Source organism: Flavobacterium soyangense, from assembly GCF_015277675.1.
GTDB classification, from domain to species: Bacteria; Bacteroidota; Bacteroidia; order Flavobacteriales; family Flavobacteriaceae; genus Flavobacterium; species Flavobacterium soyangense.
Window position 1 is genome coordinate 33,279 of sequence record NZ_JADHEC010000021.1, and the last position, 21,375, is coordinate 54,653.

Annotated in this window: 16 protein-coding genes; 9 read left to right on the plus strand and 7 right to left on the minus strand. The window is 35.7% G+C overall.

Annotated features, from left to right (window positions below; all coding sequences use genetic code 11):
• The first annotated feature begins 5 nt into the window (after positions 1-5).
• The 5 genes from IR213_RS10240 to IR213_RS10260 all read left to right on the plus strand — a co-directional run bounded on the left by IR213_RS10240 (position 6) and on the right by IR213_RS10260 (position 4,403).
• Positions 6-1,394, plus strand: coding sequence for a DUF5689 domain-containing protein (locus tag IR213_RS10240; protein ID WP_194312221.1), 1,389 nt, complete (start codon positions 6-8; stop codon positions 1,392-1,394).
• Between the two features lie 153 nt (positions 1,395-1,547).
• Entirely contained in the window at positions 1,548-2,444 is an 897-nt protein-coding gene (locus tag IR213_RS10245; RefSeq protein ID WP_194312222.1) for a S66 peptidase family protein, read from the plus strand.
• Between the two features lie 63 nt (positions 2,445-2,507).
• Positions 2,508-2,867: a YraN family protein gene (locus IR213_RS10250; protein WP_194312223.1), complete on the plus strand. Its 360-nt coding sequence runs from the start codon at positions 2,508-2,510 to the stop codon at positions 2,865-2,867.
• A gap of 150 nt (positions 2,868-3,017) precedes the next feature.
• Positions 3,018-3,674: an aspartate kinase gene (locus tag IR213_RS10255; RefSeq protein WP_194312224.1), complete on the plus strand. Its 657-nt coding sequence runs from the start codon at positions 3,018-3,020 to the stop codon at positions 3,672-3,674.
• 120 nt (positions 3,675-3,794) lie between these two features.
• Positions 3,795-4,403 (plus strand): hypothetical protein, encoded by a 609-nt coding sequence (locus IR213_RS10260; protein WP_194312225.1) that lies wholly within the window; start codon positions 3,795-3,797, stop codon positions 4,401-4,403.
• Between the two features lie 93 nt (positions 4,404-4,496).
• Here the strand turns inward: IR213_RS10260 and IR213_RS10265 are convergent, their stop codons facing one another.
• Positions 4,497-6,944, minus strand: a complete 2,448-nt coding sequence (locus IR213_RS10265; RefSeq protein ID WP_194312226.1) for a T9SS type A sorting domain-containing protein — start codon at positions 6,942-6,944, stop codon at positions 4,497-4,499.
• 21 nt (positions 6,945-6,965) lie between these two features.
• Positions 6,966-7,445, minus strand: a complete 480-nt coding sequence (locus IR213_RS10270) for a hypothetical protein (protein WP_194312227.1) — start codon at positions 7,443-7,445, stop codon at positions 6,966-6,968.
• 101 nt (positions 7,446-7,546) lie between these two features.
• Here IR213_RS10270 and IR213_RS10275 point away from each other — a divergent pair, with 101 nt between their 5' ends.
• Positions 7,547-7,807, plus strand: coding sequence for a helix-turn-helix domain-containing protein (locus IR213_RS10275; protein WP_194312228.1), 261 nt, complete (start codon positions 7,547-7,549; stop codon positions 7,805-7,807).
• Positions 7,808-7,818: 11 nt separating this feature from the next.
• Here IR213_RS10275 and mfd read toward each other — a convergent pair whose 3' ends face one another.
• Together mfd and IR213_RS10285 are read right to left on the minus strand one after the other, a co-directional pair.
• Positions 7,819-11,184: a transcription-repair coupling factor gene (mfd, locus tag IR213_RS10280; protein ID WP_228479163.1), complete on the minus strand. Its 3,366-nt coding sequence runs from the start codon at positions 11,182-11,184 to the stop codon at positions 7,819-7,821.
• Complete coding sequence (locus IR213_RS10285) at positions 11,177-11,779, minus strand: hypothetical protein (RefSeq protein WP_194312230.1); 603 nt, start codon at positions 11,777-11,779, stop codon at positions 11,177-11,179. The genes mfd and IR213_RS10285 overlap by 8 nt, the downstream gene beginning before the upstream one ends.
• A 222-nt stretch (positions 11,780-12,001) precedes the next feature.
• On the opposite strand from IR213_RS10285, the gene IR213_RS10290 reads away from it, so the two are divergent.
• The 3 genes from IR213_RS10290 to IR213_RS10300 all read left to right on the plus strand — a co-directional run bounded on the left by IR213_RS10290 (position 12,002) and on the right by IR213_RS10300 (position 16,826).
• Positions 12,002-12,940 (plus strand): L-threonine 3-dehydrogenase, encoded by a 939-nt coding sequence (locus tag IR213_RS10290; RefSeq protein WP_194312231.1) that lies wholly within the window; start codon positions 12,002-12,004, stop codon positions 12,938-12,940.
• Positions 12,941-13,012: 72 nt separating this feature from the next.
• Positions 13,013-15,055, plus strand: coding sequence for a M3 family metallopeptidase (locus tag IR213_RS10295; protein ID WP_194312232.1), 2,043 nt, complete (start codon positions 13,013-13,015; stop codon positions 15,053-15,055).
• Between the two features lie 19 nt (positions 15,056-15,074).
• Positions 15,075-16,826, plus strand: coding sequence for a DUF885 domain-containing protein (locus IR213_RS10300; RefSeq protein WP_194312233.1), 1,752 nt, complete (start codon positions 15,075-15,077; stop codon positions 16,824-16,826).
• An 85-nt stretch (positions 16,827-16,911) separates the two neighbouring features.
• Here IR213_RS10300 and IR213_RS10305 read toward each other — a convergent pair whose 3' ends face one another.
• From IR213_RS10305 to IR213_RS10315, 3 genes are all read right to left on the minus strand, one after another.
• Positions 16,912-18,798 (minus strand): M1 family metallopeptidase, encoded by a 1,887-nt coding sequence (locus IR213_RS10305; RefSeq protein ID WP_194312234.1) that lies wholly within the window; start codon positions 18,796-18,798, stop codon positions 16,912-16,914.
• Positions 18,799-18,863: 65 nt separating this feature from the next.
• Positions 18,864-20,438 (minus strand): S8 family peptidase, encoded by a 1,575-nt coding sequence (locus IR213_RS10310; RefSeq protein WP_194312235.1) that lies wholly within the window; start codon positions 20,436-20,438, stop codon positions 18,864-18,866.
• Positions 20,439-20,508: 70 nt separating this feature from the next.
• On the minus strand, positions 20,509-21,369 hold the full coding sequence (locus IR213_RS10315; protein WP_194312236.1) for an MBL fold metallo-hydrolase: 861 nt from the start codon (positions 21,367-21,369) through the stop codon (positions 20,509-20,511).
• Positions 21,370-21,375 lie beyond the last annotated feature (6 nt).

The window sequence follows — 21,375 nt, forward strand, 5'->3', positions numbered from 1 at the left end:
GCATTATGAAAAATAAAGTAAAAAATATTTTTATTGGAGTATTAATGGTTTTATTTACGAGTTGCGTAAGTGACACTTTTAAAGCTCCTGTTCAAGATGCATGTATTAGCCAAGGATTATCTAAAACTAAAGAAGTGGCAAACATTTATAAAATGGCAATAAATCCTGTTGTAAAAAGCCCAAGTGTAGTCCCAAATACTCCCATTTATACAGCAGAAGACATCATAGAAGGCTATGTAATTTCAAGCGATGAAGGCGGCAATTTTTACAAAAGCATGTACTTTCAACCTTTGGATGGTACAAAAGGATTTAATCTCTCGATAGATGAAACTAATATATATACAAAAAATTTTCAGCCTGGAAAAAAAGTGTTTCTAAAACTAAAAGGACTTGCTTATGGAAATCCAACTAGTTTTGCCGTGGGATTAACTTTTGGCGCTCCTCCGACAGAACAATATGTCGTTGACAGATTATCTGGTTTATCCTATAAAAATTATTTGATTCCTTCCTGTGATGTGATTAGCGAAGATGCCATAGTCCATAAAATAACACTGGCGCAAGCAACAAGTGATGTCTTTTTGAATACATTAGTAGAGTTTGATAATGTACAATTTACAGATGAATCTTCAAGCGGAACTTATGACACATTCAGAAATGATGATTATGATTCAAGTATATATATTACAAACGGCATCAATTCACTTATCGTGAGAACCAGTAGATTTGCAAATTTTGCGGGTTATAAAGTTTCTTCCGGCAAAGGTAAAATACGAGGTGTTTTGACCAAATATAATTCTAGCTACCAAATTATTTTAAGAACGGAACGCGACGTTAATATGCCGAATCCAAGGGTGGATTACATTTTGCCCATAGGCGGAACAACCATTAAATATCTCTCCACTTTAAAGGAAACTTTCGAAAGTTATGCAGTAACAACAGCTGGAGCAATCTTTCCAAAATATGTAAATGACGCTTTTTTTGGTTCCAGATATTGGGACGTGAAATCTTTTAAATCAAACAAATACATCCAAATGTCATCGTTTGGTTCTGGGGGAACAAACAAAACTTATTTGGCAATACCAGTGGCTTTTACACCAGGAAAGAAACTTTCGTTTAAAACCAAAGATGGTTTTTATCTCGGACCTGTACTAAAAGTATATTATTCCACTAATTATATTCCTAATGGAGACATAAGCAAGGCAACGCTTGTGGATATTACTTCCAATTTTCTGATTTCGAGCGGAACATTGAATGGGTATGCAACTAATTTCATAAATAGCGGAAGCTATCTTATTCCGGCAAATTTAACCGGAAATGGTTTCTTTCTTTTCGAATATAGTGGAACTTCAACCGTAACAACTTCAATTGAAATAGATGATATTATCATAAATTAAATGCTGTGACTTATATTTGTCATAAGAATGAATAAAATTTAAACAAAGATGAGTGCCTTTCGATTTCCCTTTATAAATAGTACCGCTGTTTTTTATAAACTTCTAATGCTTATTTTTGTTTTACAATTTTCCAATATTCAAGCTCAAACACAAATGAAAATACCGCCCCATTTACAAAAAGGAGATACAATTGCTATTTTGGCAACAGCCAGAAAAAATATTGATGACAACCTTAAACCCGCTATAGATTTGTTGCACAGTTGGGGATTGGAAGTCGTTATAGGAAAAACCATCGGACTTGATGATAATCAATTGGCAGGAACTGATGCACAACGCGCCGAAGATTTTCAGCATCAGCTCGACAATACAAACATCAAAGCGATTTGGTGTGTTAAAGGTGGTTATGGCACGGTAAGAATAATAGATTTAATAGATTTTACTAAATTTAAGCAAAACCCAAAATGGATTATTGGCTTCAGCGATGTCACAGTAATTCACAGTTATGTTAATAAATTAAATATTGCTTCTATCCACGGCGCAATGCCTATAACGGTCGAAAGAGCAACACCTGAAACCATAGAAAGTTTGCGAAAAGCACTTTTTGGCGAAAGCCTGGAATACAACATTCCCTTCGATTCCGTTAATAAGTTAGGAAATGCCAAAGGTGAAATCGTGGGCGGAAATTTATCTATTTTATATAGTCTGATGGGTTCCAATGCCCAAATTGATTGCAAAGGAAAAATACTTTTCATCGAAGATATTGATGAATACTTATACCATATCGACCGAATGATGATGAGTCTGAAACGTTGTGGTTGCTTTGATAACCTGAGTGGTTTGATTGTTGGCGGAATGACAAAAATGAGAGACAATGATATTCCTTGGGGAAAAAATGCCAACCAAATTATTGAAGATATTACCAAAGAATATTCATTCCCTATTGTTTATAATTTTCCTGCAGGACATTTTCACGATAACAGAGCTTTGATTTTTGGCAAACAGGTTTCATTAGAATTAACTGCAGCAACTTCAAAGTTGACTTTTGAGTAATCGTAATTTTAAGATTAAGCATTATCAAACTGAACACTGCGACTGAACACTGAATACTAAACTATGGCCGATCATAACGAATTAGGAAAACTAGGCGAAGAATTGGCTGTTGAATTTCTACAAAAAAATGGCTACGCAATTCTGGAAACCAACTGGACTTTTCAAAAAGCCGAAATTGATATTATCGCCCAAAAAGAAAACACACTTGCCATTGTCGAAGTAAAAACTCGTTCTTCATTAGATTTTGGGTTACCTCAAGACTTTGTAAAACCTAAAAAAATCCAACTTCTGGTAAAAGCCGTAAACGAATATGTTATTTCAAATAATCTGGATATTGAGGTTCGTTTCGACATCATTGCCGTTCACAAAGAAGGTCAATCTTTTGCAATAGAACATTTAATAGATGCTTTTTATCATTTTTGAGCCTAAATTATTGCTAATATTTTTATAACAAATTGTTTTTTTATTTATCTTTGCGGAAAGTTTTGTTAGATTACCACAGTTTTATGCATTGGTTTTTTAGGAATAAAACGATTAAAAAGAAAGTTTCCCATTAAATAAATCAATATAATTATGAAAACAGTTTCTTCAATTGTAGAAAATTACATCAAAACAAAGCCTTTTTTATTGAATGCATTGTCACTTGGAATAATCAATTTAACCTCTTTGTCCAGGAATATTATGATTGAATTGGAGTCTGAATTTGGCAAAGAAGTCAAACAAGGCGCGGTTGTAATGGCACTAAAAAGACTCACCGAAGAGTTGGACTTTAGACTCAATCATAAAATTAATAAAGTAATAAAAAACATTGGCGAAATCACCGTTCGTTCGTCACTAACAGATTATACTTTTGCAGCATCAGACACTGTTTTGAACAAACAGGCCGATTTAATTACGGATATCAATACTTTTTCAGATATATTTTATACCTCATCACGTGGTGTAAATGAAACTAATATTGTGGTAAGCAACAGTGTCAATCATCTTGTTGACAAGCATTTTGCCAATGAAAAGTTGATTCAAAAACTGGAAAATCTGGCTTCGATTACCGTAAAATTACCAAAAGAAAATATCGTTGTTCCAGGAATTTATTATTTTATTTTCCAACGTTTGGCTTGGGAAGGAATCATCATCAACGAGGTAATTTCGACTTCAAACGAATTCACCATTTTAGTAAGCGAAGACGAAGTAGATGTTGCTTTTAAAGTGATTAAGGATTTGAAGAATTAATATTTCTTGTTCTATATTTTAAAGCTTCCAGCCTTTTAAAGGATACTAAAAATTATACAACTACCAAAGCTTCCAGCCTTTAAAAGGCTGGAAGCTTTTTTAAAAATAAACAATTTAATTATGAATCCAATTCCTCTTGAAAATGGCAAATATTATCATATATACAACAGAGGAAATAATGGAATTGATTTGTTTTTTGATGTTGAAAACTACAACCATTTTTTAAGACTTTACGAAAAGTATATTGACCCAATTGCAGAGACTTTCGCCTGGTGTTTAATGAAAAATCATTTTCATATTCTGGTTTATATCAAGGAAACGAATGAAATTGACACAACAAAATTAGAATATTCTTCAACCGAGAAACCAAAAATGCTAAGTGCATCAAAACAGTTTTCAAATTTATTCAACGCTTATACTCTAGCAATGAATAAACGTTATAACCGAACTGGAAGTTTATTTGAGAAAAACTTTAAAAGAAAAGTTGTCGCTTCAGAAAATTATTTTCAAAAACTGATTTTTTACATCCACAACAATCCTGTTCATCATAAATTTACCGAAAATATCTTAGAATATCCTTGGACTTCTTATGGTACAATCATTTCAACAAAACAAACAAAATTACAACGGAACAGAGTTATAGAATCCTTTCATGATTTGGAAAACTTCAAATATTATCATTCTATAAACCAGGATTTAGATGAGATTGAAGATTTAATTATTGAATAATTTTTTTTCAAAAAACTACCAGCCTCGAAATTAAGTATAGTTTACCAAAGCTTCCAGCCTTTAAAAGGCTGGAAGCTTTAAAAAACTCAAAAACTACTCTTTCATAAACTTACTTGAAAACTTTTCTTCTCCTGAAAACGCCTCGATAATATACATTCCATTTGCCAAATGCGCTACATCAACTTGACTTGTATTTTGTGTTTGTTCCAACACTTTTTTACCTGTTAAATCAATAATGCAAACTTTATCAAGAGTAGTATTGTTTGGTGTTTGAATATCTAGAAATGAGTTGGCAGGATTAGGATATAGCTTTAACACTTGCTTATTAAAAGTAGTTATGCCAAGTGTAGTAGTTGCAATAACCACCGTTGCACTACTGCTACCGGCGACATTATAGGCAGTTACAGTATAGCTAGTAGCTACTGAAGCTACTGTAGGTGTGCCACTAATAATTCCTGTTGTGTTGTCAAAATTCAAACCCGCTGCTAATACAGGAGCAATGGTATATCCAGTAGCTAAAATTTTTCTAACTTTATAATTGTTCCTATCGGCTACATACACATTGCCTGCAAAATCAACTTCCACACCTGAAGGATTAAAAAAACTCGCTGCTGCACCCGTGTCATCAGTTGCCCCAATAACACCACTCCCTGCCACGGTAGTTACAACTCCTGCTGGGGTTATTTTTCGGATTTTTCGATTACTAGTATCCGCTACATACACATTGAATGCCGAGTCAACCGTCACGCCTAAAGGATTATAAAAACTCGCCGCTGTACCTGTGTCATCTGCTGCCCCAATAGCACCACTCCCTGCCAGGGTAGTTACAACTCCTGCGGGGGTAATTTTTCGGATTTTATTATTACCTGCGTCAGCTACATACACATTGCCTCCTGCATCAACGGCTAAGTTGTAAGGATATTTAAAACTTGCCGATGCGCCTGTACCGTCTGTCGACCCAATGGTGCCAATTCCTGCCAAGGTAGTTACCACTCCTGCGACGGTAATTTTTCTAACTTTATTATTGCTCTGATCGGCTATATACACATTGCCTGCAGAATCAACCGCCACGCCTGAAGGATTATAAAAACTCGCTGCTGTACCTGTGCCATCAGCTGCTCCAGCAATACCAGTTCCTGCAAAGGTAGTTACCAATCCTACTGGGGTTATTTTTCGAATTTTTTGATTGCCTACATCAGCTACATACACATTACCTGCCAAATCTACTGCAACTCCAGTAGGAGTTTTAAAACTCGCTCCTATCCCCGTGCCATCAGCTGTCCCAGCAATACCACTTCCGGCCAAAGTAGTAACCACACCTGCGAGGGAAATTTTTCGGATTCTATTATTAAATGTATCGGCTACATACACATTACCCGCTGAATCAACAGTTACATCCAAAGGTTCATTTAAACTCACATTTGTGCCAAGCCCATCTGTAGAACCAGGATTACTTTGATCCCCAGCCAAGGTAGCTACTACTCCTGCTGGGGTAATTTTTCGGATTTTATCATTAACCCTATCTGCTACATACACATTACCTGCAGAATCAACCGCCACGCCTGAAGGATTATAAAAACTCGCTGCTGTACCTGTGCCATCTATTGCCCCAATAACACCACTCCCAGCCAAGGTAGTTACCACTCCTGCAGGGCTAATTTTTCTAACTTTATTATTGCTCTGATCGGCTACATACACATTACCAGCACTGTCAACTGCTACATCGGCAGGGCCATTAAAACTAGCTGCATAACCTGTACCGTCCGCTGAACCAGCGGTATTACTCACATTGCCTGCAAAGGTTGCAATAATTCCCGTAGAAGTGATTTTTTGAATTTGATTATGGCCGTAATCAGCTACATATACATTGCCTGCGGTGTCAACAGAAACGCCTGTAGGATAATTAAAACTTACAGCTAAAGTAGTTACCACTCCAGAGGAGGTAATTTTACGGACGGCATTATTCATAGAATCTGCTACATACACATTACCAGCCGAGTCAACAGCCACGCCATAAGGATTATTAAAACTCGCAGATGTACCTATGCCGTTTACAAACCCATTAGTTCCACTACCCGCAAAAGTTGTTACAACTCCTGCTGGGGTGATTTTTCGAATTCTATTATTCATAGAATCAGCCACATAAACATTGCCTGCAGAATCAACAATCACATCTGTAGGATTATTAAAACTTGCAGCCATACCTATTCCGTCTGCTGAACCAGCTATTCCACTTCCTGCAAATGTAGTTACCACTCCTAAAGGAGTAATTTTTCGAATTTTATTATTTTTATAATCAGCTACATACACATTACCTGCTGAATCAACAGACACTCCTGAAGGCCAGGAAAAGCTTGCTGCAACAAAAGGACTGCCTACTTGTCCATAAATTGTTGCAGGAACTGCACCACCTGTGTTTATGGGGCTTAATGGAGTTATGACAGTTCCCGTACCAAAAGTTTGTGTTCCAGTAGGATAACTAATGTTTGGGGCTTGTGCAAATATTACTATACTGCTCCATAAAAATAGTTGCTTTTTCATAATTTGAATATTACTTTGTATTTATATATTGCTTAAAATCAGTTCGTGTATTTTAGTTATTCTATTTTTCCAATTCACATCTTGTTTAAATGAGTTAGGATCTTTTTCATCAACTAACGGTATAGGATTGATTCTTTCGGTGTATATTAGTTCGCTAAAATCATTTAAGTCTTTAATAGTGTTGAAGCCTTCTTTTCTTTCGCTTGTTCTTTTTGAAACTAATAAAAAGCTGATTTTAATATTAATTTCAAGGCAAATTTCTATCAAATCTTTCAAAGGCTTACCTTGTTCTGGCGGGGCTCCAGCAACCACAAGAATAAATTTTCCATTAACTTCAATTATAAAAGTATTGTTGTAAATATCGTTTACTTGAGCATTTTCTATTATTTTTTGATTCGTATTAAGCTTGTAAACTTTTGTGGGATTTAGCATTTTACATACTTCTGTGATGGTTGTGGATTTCCCTCCATCTTTTGTGCCAATTATTAAAATTGATTTCATGATTATAAAATTTTAACGCAACGAATATACGAAAAATTCTATAATATAGGGTACTTTATCATAGAGTACCATAGAAAAGAAAAAATAATGAGTTTTGAAGAATGAAAAATTCTTCAAATAACAAAATAGAGGAACTAAATGCAATTGCTTTGCGATTGAAAGAACTACGAAAGTCGAAAGGATATTCTAATTACGAACACATTGCTTTTGAGTTAGGTATGAGTCGTTCTGCCTATTGGCGCATAGAAACAGGAGCAAATTTTGAATTAAAAACGCTGATAAAAATTTGCAGATTGCTTGATGTGAGTTTAGAGGAATTCTTTCAAGGAATTAAAATCCCAAATAACGCAGCTAATTTATAAAATTGAATCTCTTAATCCTTCCCCAACATCTCCATCAACTCCAAAGCCCTTCTCGTAGTTTTTACATTCTCGAAAGTCAATAAAAGTCTTAATCCAGCTGGAGTTTGTTTTTCTTTCATCACACAAATAGCGCTATTTTTTTGGACAAACTGCAACATTTGTTGGAAACGTTTCGAAGTGTAATAATCCGAGTTTTGGTCGGCAACAAAATAGCCGATCATCTTGCCTTTTTTCATCACCAGTTTTTCGATTCCCACTTTGGTGGCAACCCATTTGATGCGAATACTGTTCATTAAAGCAAGTGCTCTGGGCGGCATTGGACCAAAACGGTCAATCAATTTGTTTTGGAAAATAACCAATTCTTCCTCGTTGGTCACATTGCCCAGTTCGTTGTACAAACTCAATCGTTCCGTAACATTGTTGATGTATTCGTCCGAAAACAACAACTCAAAATCGGTGTCGATTTGAAGGTCTTTTACGTATTCTTTCTCTACTCCGCTATCTTCGTTTTCATACAAATCCTTGAATTCATTTTCCTTCAATTCATCAATGGCCTCGTTCATGATTTTTTGATAGGTGTCAAAACCTATTTCGTTGATAAAGCCAGATTGTTCGCCTCCCAATAAATCTCCGGCGCCACGAATTTCCAAATCCTTCATCGCAATGTTGAAACCGCTTCCTAGTTCCGAAAATTGTTCCAAAGCCTGAATTCGTTTTCGAGCATCATCCGTCATCGCCGAATACGGCGGACAAATGAAATAACAAAATGCTTTCTTGTTGCTACGCCCTACCCGACCACGCATTTGGTGCAAATCGGACAGCCCAAAATTATTGGCATTATTGATAAAAATAGTATTGGCATTTGGAACATCCAATCCGCTTTCGATAATGGTGGTGGCCACCAAAACGTCGAATTCGCCGTTCATAAAGGCCAACATCAATTCCTCAAGTTTATGACCTTCCATTTGCCCATGACCAATTCCAACTCGGGCATCGGGAACCAAACGCTGAATCATTCCGGCCACTTCCTTGATGTTTTCTATTCGGTTATTGACGAAGAAAACCTGTCCGTTGCGCTGAATTTCATACGAAATCGCATCCCGAATCAACTCTTCGCTAAAACCAACAACATTCGTTTCTATTGGATACCGATTGGGCGGCGGCGTTGTAATCACCGATAAATCACGGGCTGCCATTAACGAAAACTGCAAGGTTCTCGGGATTGGTGTTGCCGTCAATGTCAGCGTATCAATATTGGCAGCGATGGTTTTGAGTTTGTCTTTTACGTTGACTCCAAATTTTTGCTCCTCGTCCACAATCAACAATCCCAAATCTTTGAAAACCACATTTTTGTTTACCAATTGGTGGGTTCCAATGACAATATCGAGTTTTCCCTCGGCAAGTTGTTTGAGGGTTTCCGCTTTTTGTTTGGCGGTTCTAAAACGGTTTAAATAGCCCACAGAAACCGGCATATCTTTCAATCTTTCGGTAAAAGTCCGGTAATGTTGGTATGCCAAAATCGTCGTTGGAACTAAAACCGCAACTTGTTTTGAATTGTCAACGGCTTTGAAAGCGGCGCGAATGGCAACTTCGGTTTTACCAAAACCTACATCACCACAAACCAATCGATCCATCGGGCGGTCGCTTTCCATATCAGCTTTGACTTCCGCGGTTGATTTGGTTTGATCAGGCGTGTCTTCATAAATGAAGGAACTTTCTAGTTCGTTTTGTAAGTAACTGTCAGGCGCAAACTGGAATCCTTTTTCCAATCTACGTTTAGCGTACAATTGAATCAAATTGAACGCAATATGTTTGACTCTCGCCTTGGTTTTTTGCTTCAGAATCTTCCAGGCGTTCGAACCGAGTTTATAAATTTTAGGCGGCGTTCCGTCTTTTCCTGTATATTTCGAAATCTTGTAAAGCGAATGAATACTCACATAAACAATGTCATTATCAGCATAAACCAGTTTGATCGCTTCCTGGGTTTTGCCTTCGACCTGAATTTTTTGCAAACCGCCAAATTTCCCGATTCCGTGATCGATATGCGTCACATAATCGCCAACGGACAAAGCGGTGAGTTCTTTTAAAGTGATATTTTGCTTCTTCGAATAATTGCTTTTGAGGTTAAATTTATGGTAACGTTCAAAAATCTGGTGGTCGGTGTAACAGGCAATTTGGTTTTCTTCGTCAATAAAACCTTGGTATAATGGCAACACAATCGTGTTATATTGTTTTCGAATATTCTCGGAATTGGCTTCGTCCAAAGTTTCGAATATATCGTGAAACCGTTTGGCTTGATTTTCATTCGAACAAAACAAATAATTCTTGTAACCGTTAAAATGATTGTCATTCAAATTATTCAGCAACAAATCAAATTGTTTGTTGAATGACGGCTGAGGTTTGATGTGAAAATCGAACGCTTTATCTGTTTTATAAATAGGTTTTGAACTCAATTCCGCAATTGAAAAATTGAGACTTTTCTTAATGAACTCCGCCTGATTCAGGAACAATTGACTTGGTTCTATATGGTTTACGGTGGCATCGAGGTTTCCGAAAATTTCTGTGGCTTTTGCAAATAATTTATCTAATTTAGAGAAAAGCAAATCAGTATTTTGAATGAAAATAATGGTTTTGTCATTAATATATTCCAAAAAACTTTCTCGGTTTTCCTGAAAGAATTTGTTTTCGACATTGGGAATTATCGTGATTTTCTTCTGTTTTTCGATGGAGAGTTGTGTTTCCACATCAAAGCTTCGAATGCTGTCCACTTCATTGCCGAAAAACTCTATTCGGTACGGATTATCATTCGAAAAAGAAAACACATCGACAATTCCGCCACGAACCGAGAACTCCCCGGGTTCCGTAATAAAATCGACTCTTTTGAATTCGTATTCAAACAAAACTTCGTTGATAAAATCGATGGAAACTTTGTCGCCAACGGAAACTTTCAAAGTGTTTTTATCGAGTTCTTTTCGAGTAACCACTTTTTCGAAAAGTGCCTCGGGATAGGTGACAATAATCGCAGGTTTTTTGCGGGAATTGATGCGGTTCAATACTTCGGCACGAAGCAAAATATTGGCATTATCAGTATCTTCTATTTGGTACGGACGACGGTAAGAACCGGGATAAAAAAGCACGTCTTCTTCGCCAATCATTTGCTCCAAATCATTCAAATAATAAGCGGCTTCTTCCTTGTCATTAAGTATAACTAAAAAAGGTTTTTCGGTATTTTTGAAAAGGGATTGCACCACAAATGACAGCGACGAACCTATCAATCCGCTAAGCTGGATTTTTTGTTCGGCTTGTTGTAAACTATCGACAATTTGCTTGATTTTTGGCGAATTATCGTAGGTCTTGTATAAGATTGCTTTACTCAACGTGAGGCAGATTTGGATCAGGTTTAACATTTGGAATTGCTCTTGCAGTATCCAGCATTTTTAATAAATCGGATTCTCCTTCTTCAAGCGGAATTTTACTTTTTTGAACAATTTTATCCATTTGATTTTGCAAGGAAACTAATTCTTCGTTGATTTCGCCAACCAAAACAAGTACTTTCTGGTCGGGAATGTCATTCAAATGGATGAATAAATCCAACATCCTTACTTTGGTAACAAGAGTCGAAATTCGGGCTTTTATTTGTGGTTTGTTGAATTCTACTGGCGTAAAATTATTTAATGCCATTGCTTTTTTGGAAAGTTCTGTTGATTTTTTTTGGAAAGCACCAATAGTCCTCTTGGGTTTTTGATCCAATTCCGCCAAAAACAAACGCCACTCGTTCCAGGATAAGGTATTAGCTTTTGAAGTTGCATTGATGGGATTTGTATTAAAAACCCAGCCTTTATTGATATTCTCAAAAATGACTTCCTTCTTTTTGGCTGCTTTCTCGGTTTCAACAAGTCGTTTTTCAGTATCGTTTTTACACGAAAACAAAACAAAGACCAGAGAAAAGAGATATATAAATTTAAATTTCATTTGTAATTTCTTAAGATGCAAAGTTACAAAGTAAATTTACAATTACGAATTACAACTTCAGAATAAGAATCTGATATCCCGCAGATTCTTTTCTTAAATTTACAATAGAAAAATTAAGAAATTAAACAAGATTATTACTGTCATTTTACTAAATTTGAAAGATTTTTCGTGAAATTTAAATGTTTACGAAAACGTTATCTTTGTTTTTTTAAAATCATAAAAATGAATCCTAAAATACTGATTATAGGTGCTTGCGGGCAAATTGGAACAGAACTTACCCATAAACTTCGGCAACTATACGGAACCGAAAATGTCATTGCTTCCGATATTAGAAAGCTAAATAACGACATTGTAAATACCGGAACTTTTGAAGTCGTAAATGCATTGGATTTTAATCAGATTGAACATCTTGTCGAAATTCATCAAATAACCGATATCTATTTGATGGCCGCATTGCTATCGGCAACAGCCGAAAAAAACCCTGCATTTGCTTGGGATTTGAATATGAATTCGTTGTTTCACGTATTGAATTTGGCGAAAGCCAAGAAAATAAAAAAAATATTCTGGCCATCAAGCATCGCTGTATTTGGACCTACAACTCCGCGGGAAAATACTCCGCAATATACTATTATGGAACCTTCAACGGTTTATGGAATCAGCAAGCAGTCTGGCGAAAGATGGTGCGAATATTACCATTCTCATTTTGGTGTTGATGTGCGAAGTGTGCGATATCCCGGATTAATTAGCTGGTCAACTCCTCCGGGTGGCGGAACGACAGATTATGCTGTGGATATTTATCATAAAGCATTGAGTGATAGAAAATACGAGTGCTTTTTATCCTCAGAAACAAAAATGCCAATGATGTATATGGACGACGCCATTGCTGCAACAATCCGAATCATGCAAGCGCCGGCGGAACAAATCAAGATTCGTTCCTCTTATAATTTAGCGGCAATAAGTTTTACTCCGACCGAGATTGCGGCTGAAATAAAAAAACATATTCCTGATTTTACTGTAACATATCGTCCTGATTTTCGTCAAACAATCGCCGATAGTTGGCCCGCAAGCATTGATGATTCTCACGCCAGAGAAGACTGGAACTGGCATCACGAGTTCAATTTAGAAAGTATGACTGTCGATATGTTGAAGAATCTGCGATAAAGAAATTGCTTTAAAAAAAACTTATATTTATCTAAAAATTACTACCCATAAATCATAAATCAACTAAAACTAATGAAGAAACTATTTATTCTTACCTTATTCGCAATTGGCGGAATTATTCAAGCACAAAATATACAATCAAATATCCTTCTTAGGCATGACAATAAACCTATTGATTTTCCAAAAGTAAATGCTGCTACATTAAAAGAAGCTGTAGCAATTGTAATAAAATCCTCGGATGAAAAAGTCAAAAAAATCGTTGAAGCTCAACCTCAAACTATTTCAAACATTTTAGTTGCTTATGACGATTTGCAATATGAAATTAATGATTTGTCAATGAAAATAGGATTGATTTCTTCGACTTATGCAAATGAAGCCATTCGTAATGCTGCTTATGAAGAAGATGAAAAATTATCCGTTTACGGAAGCGCTCTCGGCTTAAACGAACCTTTATATAAAGCAATAAAAAGATTTTACTCAACCAATGGTTCTACTTTATCCAAAGTTCAAAAAAAGTTTTTATCCGAGGAAATTATTTCATTTGAAAAAAATGGCATGAAACTTAGTACTGTTGATAGAAAGCCATTGGAGGCATTGAATAAAAAGCTAATTGAATTAGGAAATGCATTTGATAAAAACATAGCAGAGAGTAAAGATAGTTTGGTGTTTAATGAAATTGACGTAAAGGGAATTGATGTGGAAACACTTAATTCTTGGAAACGACCAAATGGCAAATATGTAGTTTATGTAAATGGTCCGAATAGAATAAAGATTGGTGAAAATGCAGATAATAGCAAAACCAGAAAAGATTTTGGTTTGCGTTACAATAATAGAGCTTACCCTCAAAACATAACGGTTTTAGACAGTTTATTGTATTACAGAAATGTGTATGCCAATAAATTAGGATTTACTTCTTATGCTGCTTATGCTCTTGCAGATAAAATGGCAGCAAAACCCGAAAATGTTTGGACATTTGAAAATGATTTGATAAAAAAGCTAAGCCCTTTAGTTACGGATGAAGTAAAAACGCTAAAAGCATTTAAAAATGAAGTGAATCCAACAGAATCAGACACGCTATATGGCTGGGATTTTAGTTATTACAGCAAAAAAATGCTTAATACCAAGTATCAATTAAACAAAGATAAGGTAAAAGAATATTTTGAGATGAATAACACCATAAATGGGATGTTCAAGGTGTATGAAACTTTGTTGGGCATACAAATAAAACCGGTCACTAATATGCCTGTTTGGGACAGTAAAGTAAAAACTTTTGAAATATGGAGCGAAGGCAAAAAAGCAGGAAGTTTTTATTTAGATCTATTTCCAAGGCCAAACAAATATACCCATTTTGCTTGTTTTGCAATTAGCCAATACTCAAAGAAAGGGAATGTTGAAACATTACCAGTAGCGGCTCTTATTTGTAATTTTCCAGAAGGAACAGCAAATGAACCATCATTACTGCCACACGAAGATGTAATCACAATGTTTCATGAATTTGGTCATTTAGTTCATCGCTTGTTATGCCATCCTGCAATTGCTTCACAAAGTTCTTCTGCAGTTAAAAGAGATTTTATAGAAGCTCCTTCCCAATTTTTAGAAAACTGGTGTTGGGAATATGATGCTTTAAAAATCTTTGCAAAACATTATAAAACGGGGGAAACACTCCCGAAAGAATTATTCGATAAAATGAAACTAACTCAACTGGTAAATATTGGAAGTCAATATATATCGCAAGTTGGATTTGGTCTTATAGACTTTGCCTATGAAGACAAATATGAAGAGACAAAACAGAAAGGAACTTTACAGATCTTTAAAGAAAAAATGTCTTTAAATCAATTGCCTTTTAATGAAAACAATCATATGATTTGCAGTTTTGGTCATCTCAACGGATATGGAGCTAATTATTATGGTTATTTGTGGTCTAAAGTCTATGCAGAAGATATGTTTTCAATTTTTAAAAAGAATGGTGTTATGGATACGGCAACCGGAATTAGATACAAAAAGGAAATTCTTGAAAAGGGCGGTACAGTTCCAGAAACTGAAATGGTAGAAAAATTTTTAGGCAGAAAGTCGAATTCAGATGCTTTCTTAGAGTCATTGGGTATAAAAAATTAATGAATTGATATTAAATTTTATGAAAAAAATTATTCTGCTTTTACTAGTTATGACCTTCGGTTTTATTGGATGTAACAAAAACGATAAAAATTCCGCTTCGGGCGACAAAGCCTTTCAAAAAATATCCAAAGAGTTTTTAGATGGATATTTGAATTGGCGCCCCCAATCTGGAGTTTCATTGGGTTTTCACCAATATGATGGTAAAATTTCCGATTATAGCAAGGCTTCTCTAGCGGCTGAAGTAGCAAGATTAAAAGGATATGATAAAAAACTTTCCGAAATTGATTCTGCTTCTTTAAGCACTCAAAACTATTACGATTGGAAAATGTTGAGTTCTAATATTAAGCGCGAGTTATTCAATTTTGAAAATTTGAAAATTTACACTAAAAATCCTATGACTTATGCAGGAGCAATTGATGTGAATATTTATATCAAAAGAAATTTTGCTCCCATAGAACAACAAATAAAATCCATCATTGCTATTGAAAATCAAGCTCCAAAATTATACGAAGATTCAAAGGCAAATTTGCAGGATTCATTGGCGTTACCACATATTCAATTAGCGATTGAGATTGCAAAAGGCTCCGCCTCTTTTCTAGGGAATGATCTTTTGTTAGCATTGAAAGACGTTAAAAATGATTCCCTGATGAAGGCTTTCAATACTGCCAATAAAAAAGCAATCGACGCCATAAATGGATATGCTTCCTTTTTAGAAAAAGAAAAATTGCCAAAAGCAAATACTAAATATGCAATTGGAAATGAAGACTACCAAAAAATGCTTTTGTATGGTGAAGGAATTACTATGTCAGCAGATGACATTTTAGCCATTGGAATGAAAGAATTACAAAAAGAACAAGCTGCATTTAATGCTGCTGCTAAAATTATCAATCCAAACAAAAAACCTGTTGATGTTTATAATGATATGCAAAAAGAGCATCCAACGGCTGAAAGTTTAATTCCGGATGCCAAAAAAAATATAGAAGCTATTCGCCAGTTTTTGATTGATAATAAAATTATAACAATGCCATCAGAAGTTCGGGTTAAAGTTGAAGAAACTCCAGCTTTTGCCAGAGCGACCAGCACCGCCTCAATGGATACTCCGGGCCCTTTTGAAACAAAAGCCACAGAGGCTTATTATTATATCACTCCAGTAGATTCAAAATGGACAGCTAAACAAAAAGAAGATTGGTTGGCACAATTTAATTTTTACACCACAGATGTAGTTTCAGTTCACGAAGCATATCCGGGTCATTACACTCAGTTTTTACATTTGAATGCTTCTGATGCGTCTAAGATTCAGAAGATTTTTGGAAGTTATGCTTATATCGAAGGTTGGGCGCATTATACTGAAAAAATGATGCTGGATGCTGGATTCGGAAATTCTGGTGATCCAATTAAAGCCGCGAAATATCGAATGGCACAATCTGGAGATGCTTTGTTGCGTATTTGTCGTTTGTGTGTGTCAATTAATACACACTGTCACGGAATGAATGTTGAGGATGCTACTAAGTTTTTCATGAATAACTGGTATCAAGGGGATAAACCATCACGTCAGGAGGCATTGAGAGGCACATTCGATCCCGGATATTTATTCTACACTTTAGGAAAATTACAAATCCTAAAACTTCGTGAAGATTACAAAAAACAAGAAGGAGACAAGTATAGCTTACAAAAATTCAATGATGCAATGCTGGATAACGGAATGCCGCCTATTCGAATTATGCGCGAATTGTTATTGAAAGACAAAAAAACTTGGAATGAAATTCTGTAAATAATTACATCATTCTTCATTTCATAAAAAGGTCTAGTTCTATACTTTTAGAATTAGACCTTTTTTGTATCAGATGCTTTCAGTATTATTTTATCTCATAAGTATTGTCTGCCTGCTTTACATCAGCCATTAATCCACTTGGATCAATGGTTATTTTCTTAATCGTTGTTTTTAGTTTAGAAATAGCAAACTCATACGTTGGATATGCCCAAGCCCAATCGCTCAACACAGTTCTTTTTACATTTGGATTTGGGTTTTCTTTTTCGAAACTCATCATGCGTAACGGAATGTAAAAACTTTCTTTTGAACCATCGATATATTCAACTTCTAAATCGATTGGCATTGGCATTCTGCCAAATCTCTCTAAGGTAATTATAGTCTCCAATCCTTTATTACCTGCATCTTCGCGTAAGCCTGTAACCCCATAATCTATAGTATTTGTAGTTTGTGTCCAATCGGTCAAATACCAATCTAAATTTGCTCCTGAAACTCGTTCAGCAGTTCTCATGATGTCATTGGGAGTTGGATGTTTGAATTTGAAATCTTGAAAATATCTTTTCAGAGTTTTATTTACGTTCTCTTTTCCAATCACATATTCTAGCTGCGACAAGAAAATTTCTCCTTTGCTGTAGGAAGAAATGCTATAAGGTCTATTCTCGTCATAGCGATCTCCGTGGGTACTTTGAGACTGTTCTTTGCCCGATTCCACCAATTTATAATAGGCTTTATAGGAAGATTCAAAAGGGTTTGCCTTTTTATTGACAGCCATTTCATTTAATGCCAAATCTTCAATATAAGAAGTAAATCCTTCGTCCATCCAAGGATGTTTGCTTTCATTAGAAGCTAAAATATGCTGAAACCAGGAATGCCCCAACTCATGTGTTGCAGTTCCCAAAATCCCTTCCAATTTACCATTTCCGAGCATCAAAGTACACATCGCATATTCCATTCCGCCATCGCCACCTTGAATAAACGAATATTGTTTATAAGGATAATCGCCAACGGTCTTGTTGTAAAAATCCATAACTTTTACCATCAAGGGCTGCAAAGCTTTCCAGTTTTCAATGATTTTTGGATTGTTTTTATAAAGAAAATGTAAATCAACATTGTTAGGTCCTTTAACCATATCATGGAGGTAATTTTTATCGGCAGCCCAAGTAAAATCGTGAACCATTGGTGCATAAAAATGCCAAGTCAGGGTTTTTGTGTTCTTTGGATATACAACGGCAACTCCTGCCTCCTGATATCCATGACCCATTTCGTTTGGGTTTTGCAAATAACCACTTCCGCCCAATACATAATCCTTATCAATGGAGATTTTTACATCGAAATTCCCCCAAACTCCGTGAAATTCTCTTGCAATATAGGGATCTGCGTGCCAGCCTTCGAAATCAAATTCGGCCATTTTTGGATACCATTGTGCCATAGACAATTCGACACCTTCAATATTATTCCTGCCGGAACGACGAATTTGAACTGGAACTTGTCCGTCAAAATCCAACTTGAACGTAGTTTTTGAATTGGGTAAAATGGGCTTTGCCAAAGTTACTTCAAGAATTGTTCCCACTGTTTTTGTATTGGCAACAACTCCATCTTGGGTGAAATTTGAAATATTTAAATAGCCAATTTCATCCGGCTTCAAAGTTTTGATTCGGCTTTCTTTAATTTCCTTGCCGTCCACTTTTATTTTGTTGACCATTCTGCCATCTGGATCCTTAATGCTTTGAAGTCTGGCATCCATCTCGCTTCCGGGTTGAAATGCATTGTTGAATAAATGATAAAAAACACGTTTTAAGGTATCGGGTGAATTATTGGTGTAAATTAATTCCTGTTTTCCATTGTATTGGTAATTTTTCACGTTCATAACTACGTCCATTTTATAGTCAACATGTTGTTGCCAATACCCTGAACTTTGAGCAAAAAGATTTCCAAAACTTAGAAAAAGAATAGAAAGTAAAAGATTTTTTTTCATAATAGGTAAAATAAAAAACGGAAGGGCTTTCGCCCTTCCATCTTGAAGTTAAAAAAGATTTATTATTATTTTGACATTTTTTCAGCCATTAACAAAGCGTTGTAAGCATTTACCATTTTTCCAGATTTAGAAGATTCTGAAGCCGATTTTTTTTCGTGAGACGATCCTAATTCAACAATTTCAGGAAGTGGTGTGCCGGAATCCATTAAAATTTGTTTCACTTGTTTAGCTGATAATTTTGGGTAATACGATCGGATTAAGGCTGCAACTCCAGCTGCATTTGGTGAAGCCATTGATGTTCCTTGTTCATATTTGAATTTGTTGTTGGGTACCGTTGAATAAATTTCTGTACCAGGAGCATATACATCTACGTTAAAAGCACCATAATTTGAGAAATCGGCAATGACACCATCTCCGTAATTATAATTCAAGGCTCCAACAGTCAATACATTTGAAACAAATTCTTTTTTATTGTCATCAGAATCATTTGGAAAATTAGCATTTTCAGACAAATCAATGTTTAGCCCATCGTTTCCAGAGGCATGAACAAAAAGAACATCTTTCTTTTCAGCATATTTTATGGCATCATACACCCATTGTTTGTGAGGAGAATAACTTTTTCCGAAACTTCCGTTGATTACTTTGGCACCATTATCAACTGCATAACGAATGGCTAAGGCTATATCTTTATCGTATTCATCTCCATTAGGTACAGCTCTTACGGCCATAATTTCTACATTATTGGCAATTCCATCACCTCCAATGTTGTTATTACGCACTTGGGCAATAATTCCGGCTACGTGCGTTCCATGAAGCGCTTCTTCTTTGTCAGGACCATAAACCGTGTTATTTCCATATTTGTTGTTTTTTATGTCTTCTGGATTGTCTCCAACTATTTTTCGTCCATCAAATTCTTTGTTAAGGTTGTAGTTTATTTGATCATAAACATAGTCTGAATATTCTTTTAATTCAATTCTAAAATCAGGACCTGCATTGGTCAAGATACGAGTCATAATCTTTTTACTTTTGTTCAAATCGGCATCTGTGGTTACAATTCCATTTAAATCTTCAATGGTATATTCTTCCTTGTTTAATTGTTTTTGAATGGATTTGTCAGTAGCCATCAAGAAATCGACTTGCATTTTGTCGTTCATAGCTTTGTTGTATTTTTCATCATAAGCAGTAAGGGCACTTTTATAGGTTGCCGATTTATCGTCACCTTTTTTTAAGATTCTGGTCATTTCCAGGGCTTCTTTTCCTGCATTACCTAAAAAATTCCATCCGTGAATGTCATCAATATATCCGTTTTTGTCATCGTCAATTCCGTTACCGGCGATTTCCTTTTTATTAGTCCAAATAACAGATTTCAAGTCTTCATGGTCAATATCAACACCAGAATCTACAATCCCAACAATTACTTTGACTCCTTTTCTGTTTTTCAACAATTCTGAATACGCTCTATCAACGCTCATCCCCGGTATCGTGTCTTTAATCAAATCCAGATGCGACCATCGTTGCAATTCGGTTTCGGTTAGTTTTTCTTTTTTGGCAATAAAATTATTAGTGCTTTGGGCACTAACGGAAATTGATACCGTTAAGAATGCAATAATTGATAAATAGGGCAATTTGAAACGTTTCATTGTGAGTTTAAATTTAAAAATTAGAATTCAAAAGTATATTCTTTTACATTAAAAAACCAAGTGATTAACACTAACTTAAGATTTCCTCACAAGTAAAAACATCCTTCAATCGAACACCTCTTTCGGTTTTTTCGACTGTTATAATTTGATTGTGTGCATCGTGCTCCAAGAAAAGATAGTAATTGTTTTCGGCGGCGGCGTTCAGGAATTTTGACTTTTCAGGCATTGTCAACAATGGCCTCGTGTCATAGCCCATCACATAAGGCAAAGGAATATGTCCAACCGTTGGCAACAAATCCGCGCAAAAAACAATCGTCTTACCCTTATATTTTATGTGCGGAATCATCATTTTTTCGGTGTGACCGTTCACAAAGAAAATCCCAAAATCGAGTTCTGATTTTTCGGCAAAATCACCCTCGGGCAGTTGCAAAAAATGCATTTGTCCACTTTCTTGAATCGGCAAAATGTTTTCGGGGAGAAAGGAGGCTTTTTCGCGAAGATTTGGTTTTGTCGCCCATTCCCAATGGTTTTCGTTCGTCCAATATTTGGCGTTTTTAAACGCTACTTCATATCCGGTTTTGTCTTTATTCCATTGCACGCTTCCACCGCAATGGTCAAAATGAAGGTGTGACAAAAAAACGTCGGTAATGTCATCGCGATGAAAACCGTATTTCGCCAAGGATTTGTCTAAAGAATGGGTTCCCCAAAGCGAATAATAGCCAAAAAACTTCTCGGATTGCTTGTTCCCCATTCCGTTATCGATCAAAATCAGGCGATTTCCATCTTCGATGAGCAAACATCTTGCAGCAAGATCAATTAAATTGTTTTCATCTGCAGGATTGGTTTTGTTCCAAATTGTCTTTGGCACAACGCCAAACATTGCGCCACCATCAAGCTTAAAATTGCCAGTTTCAATAGGATAAAGTTTCATTTTTTT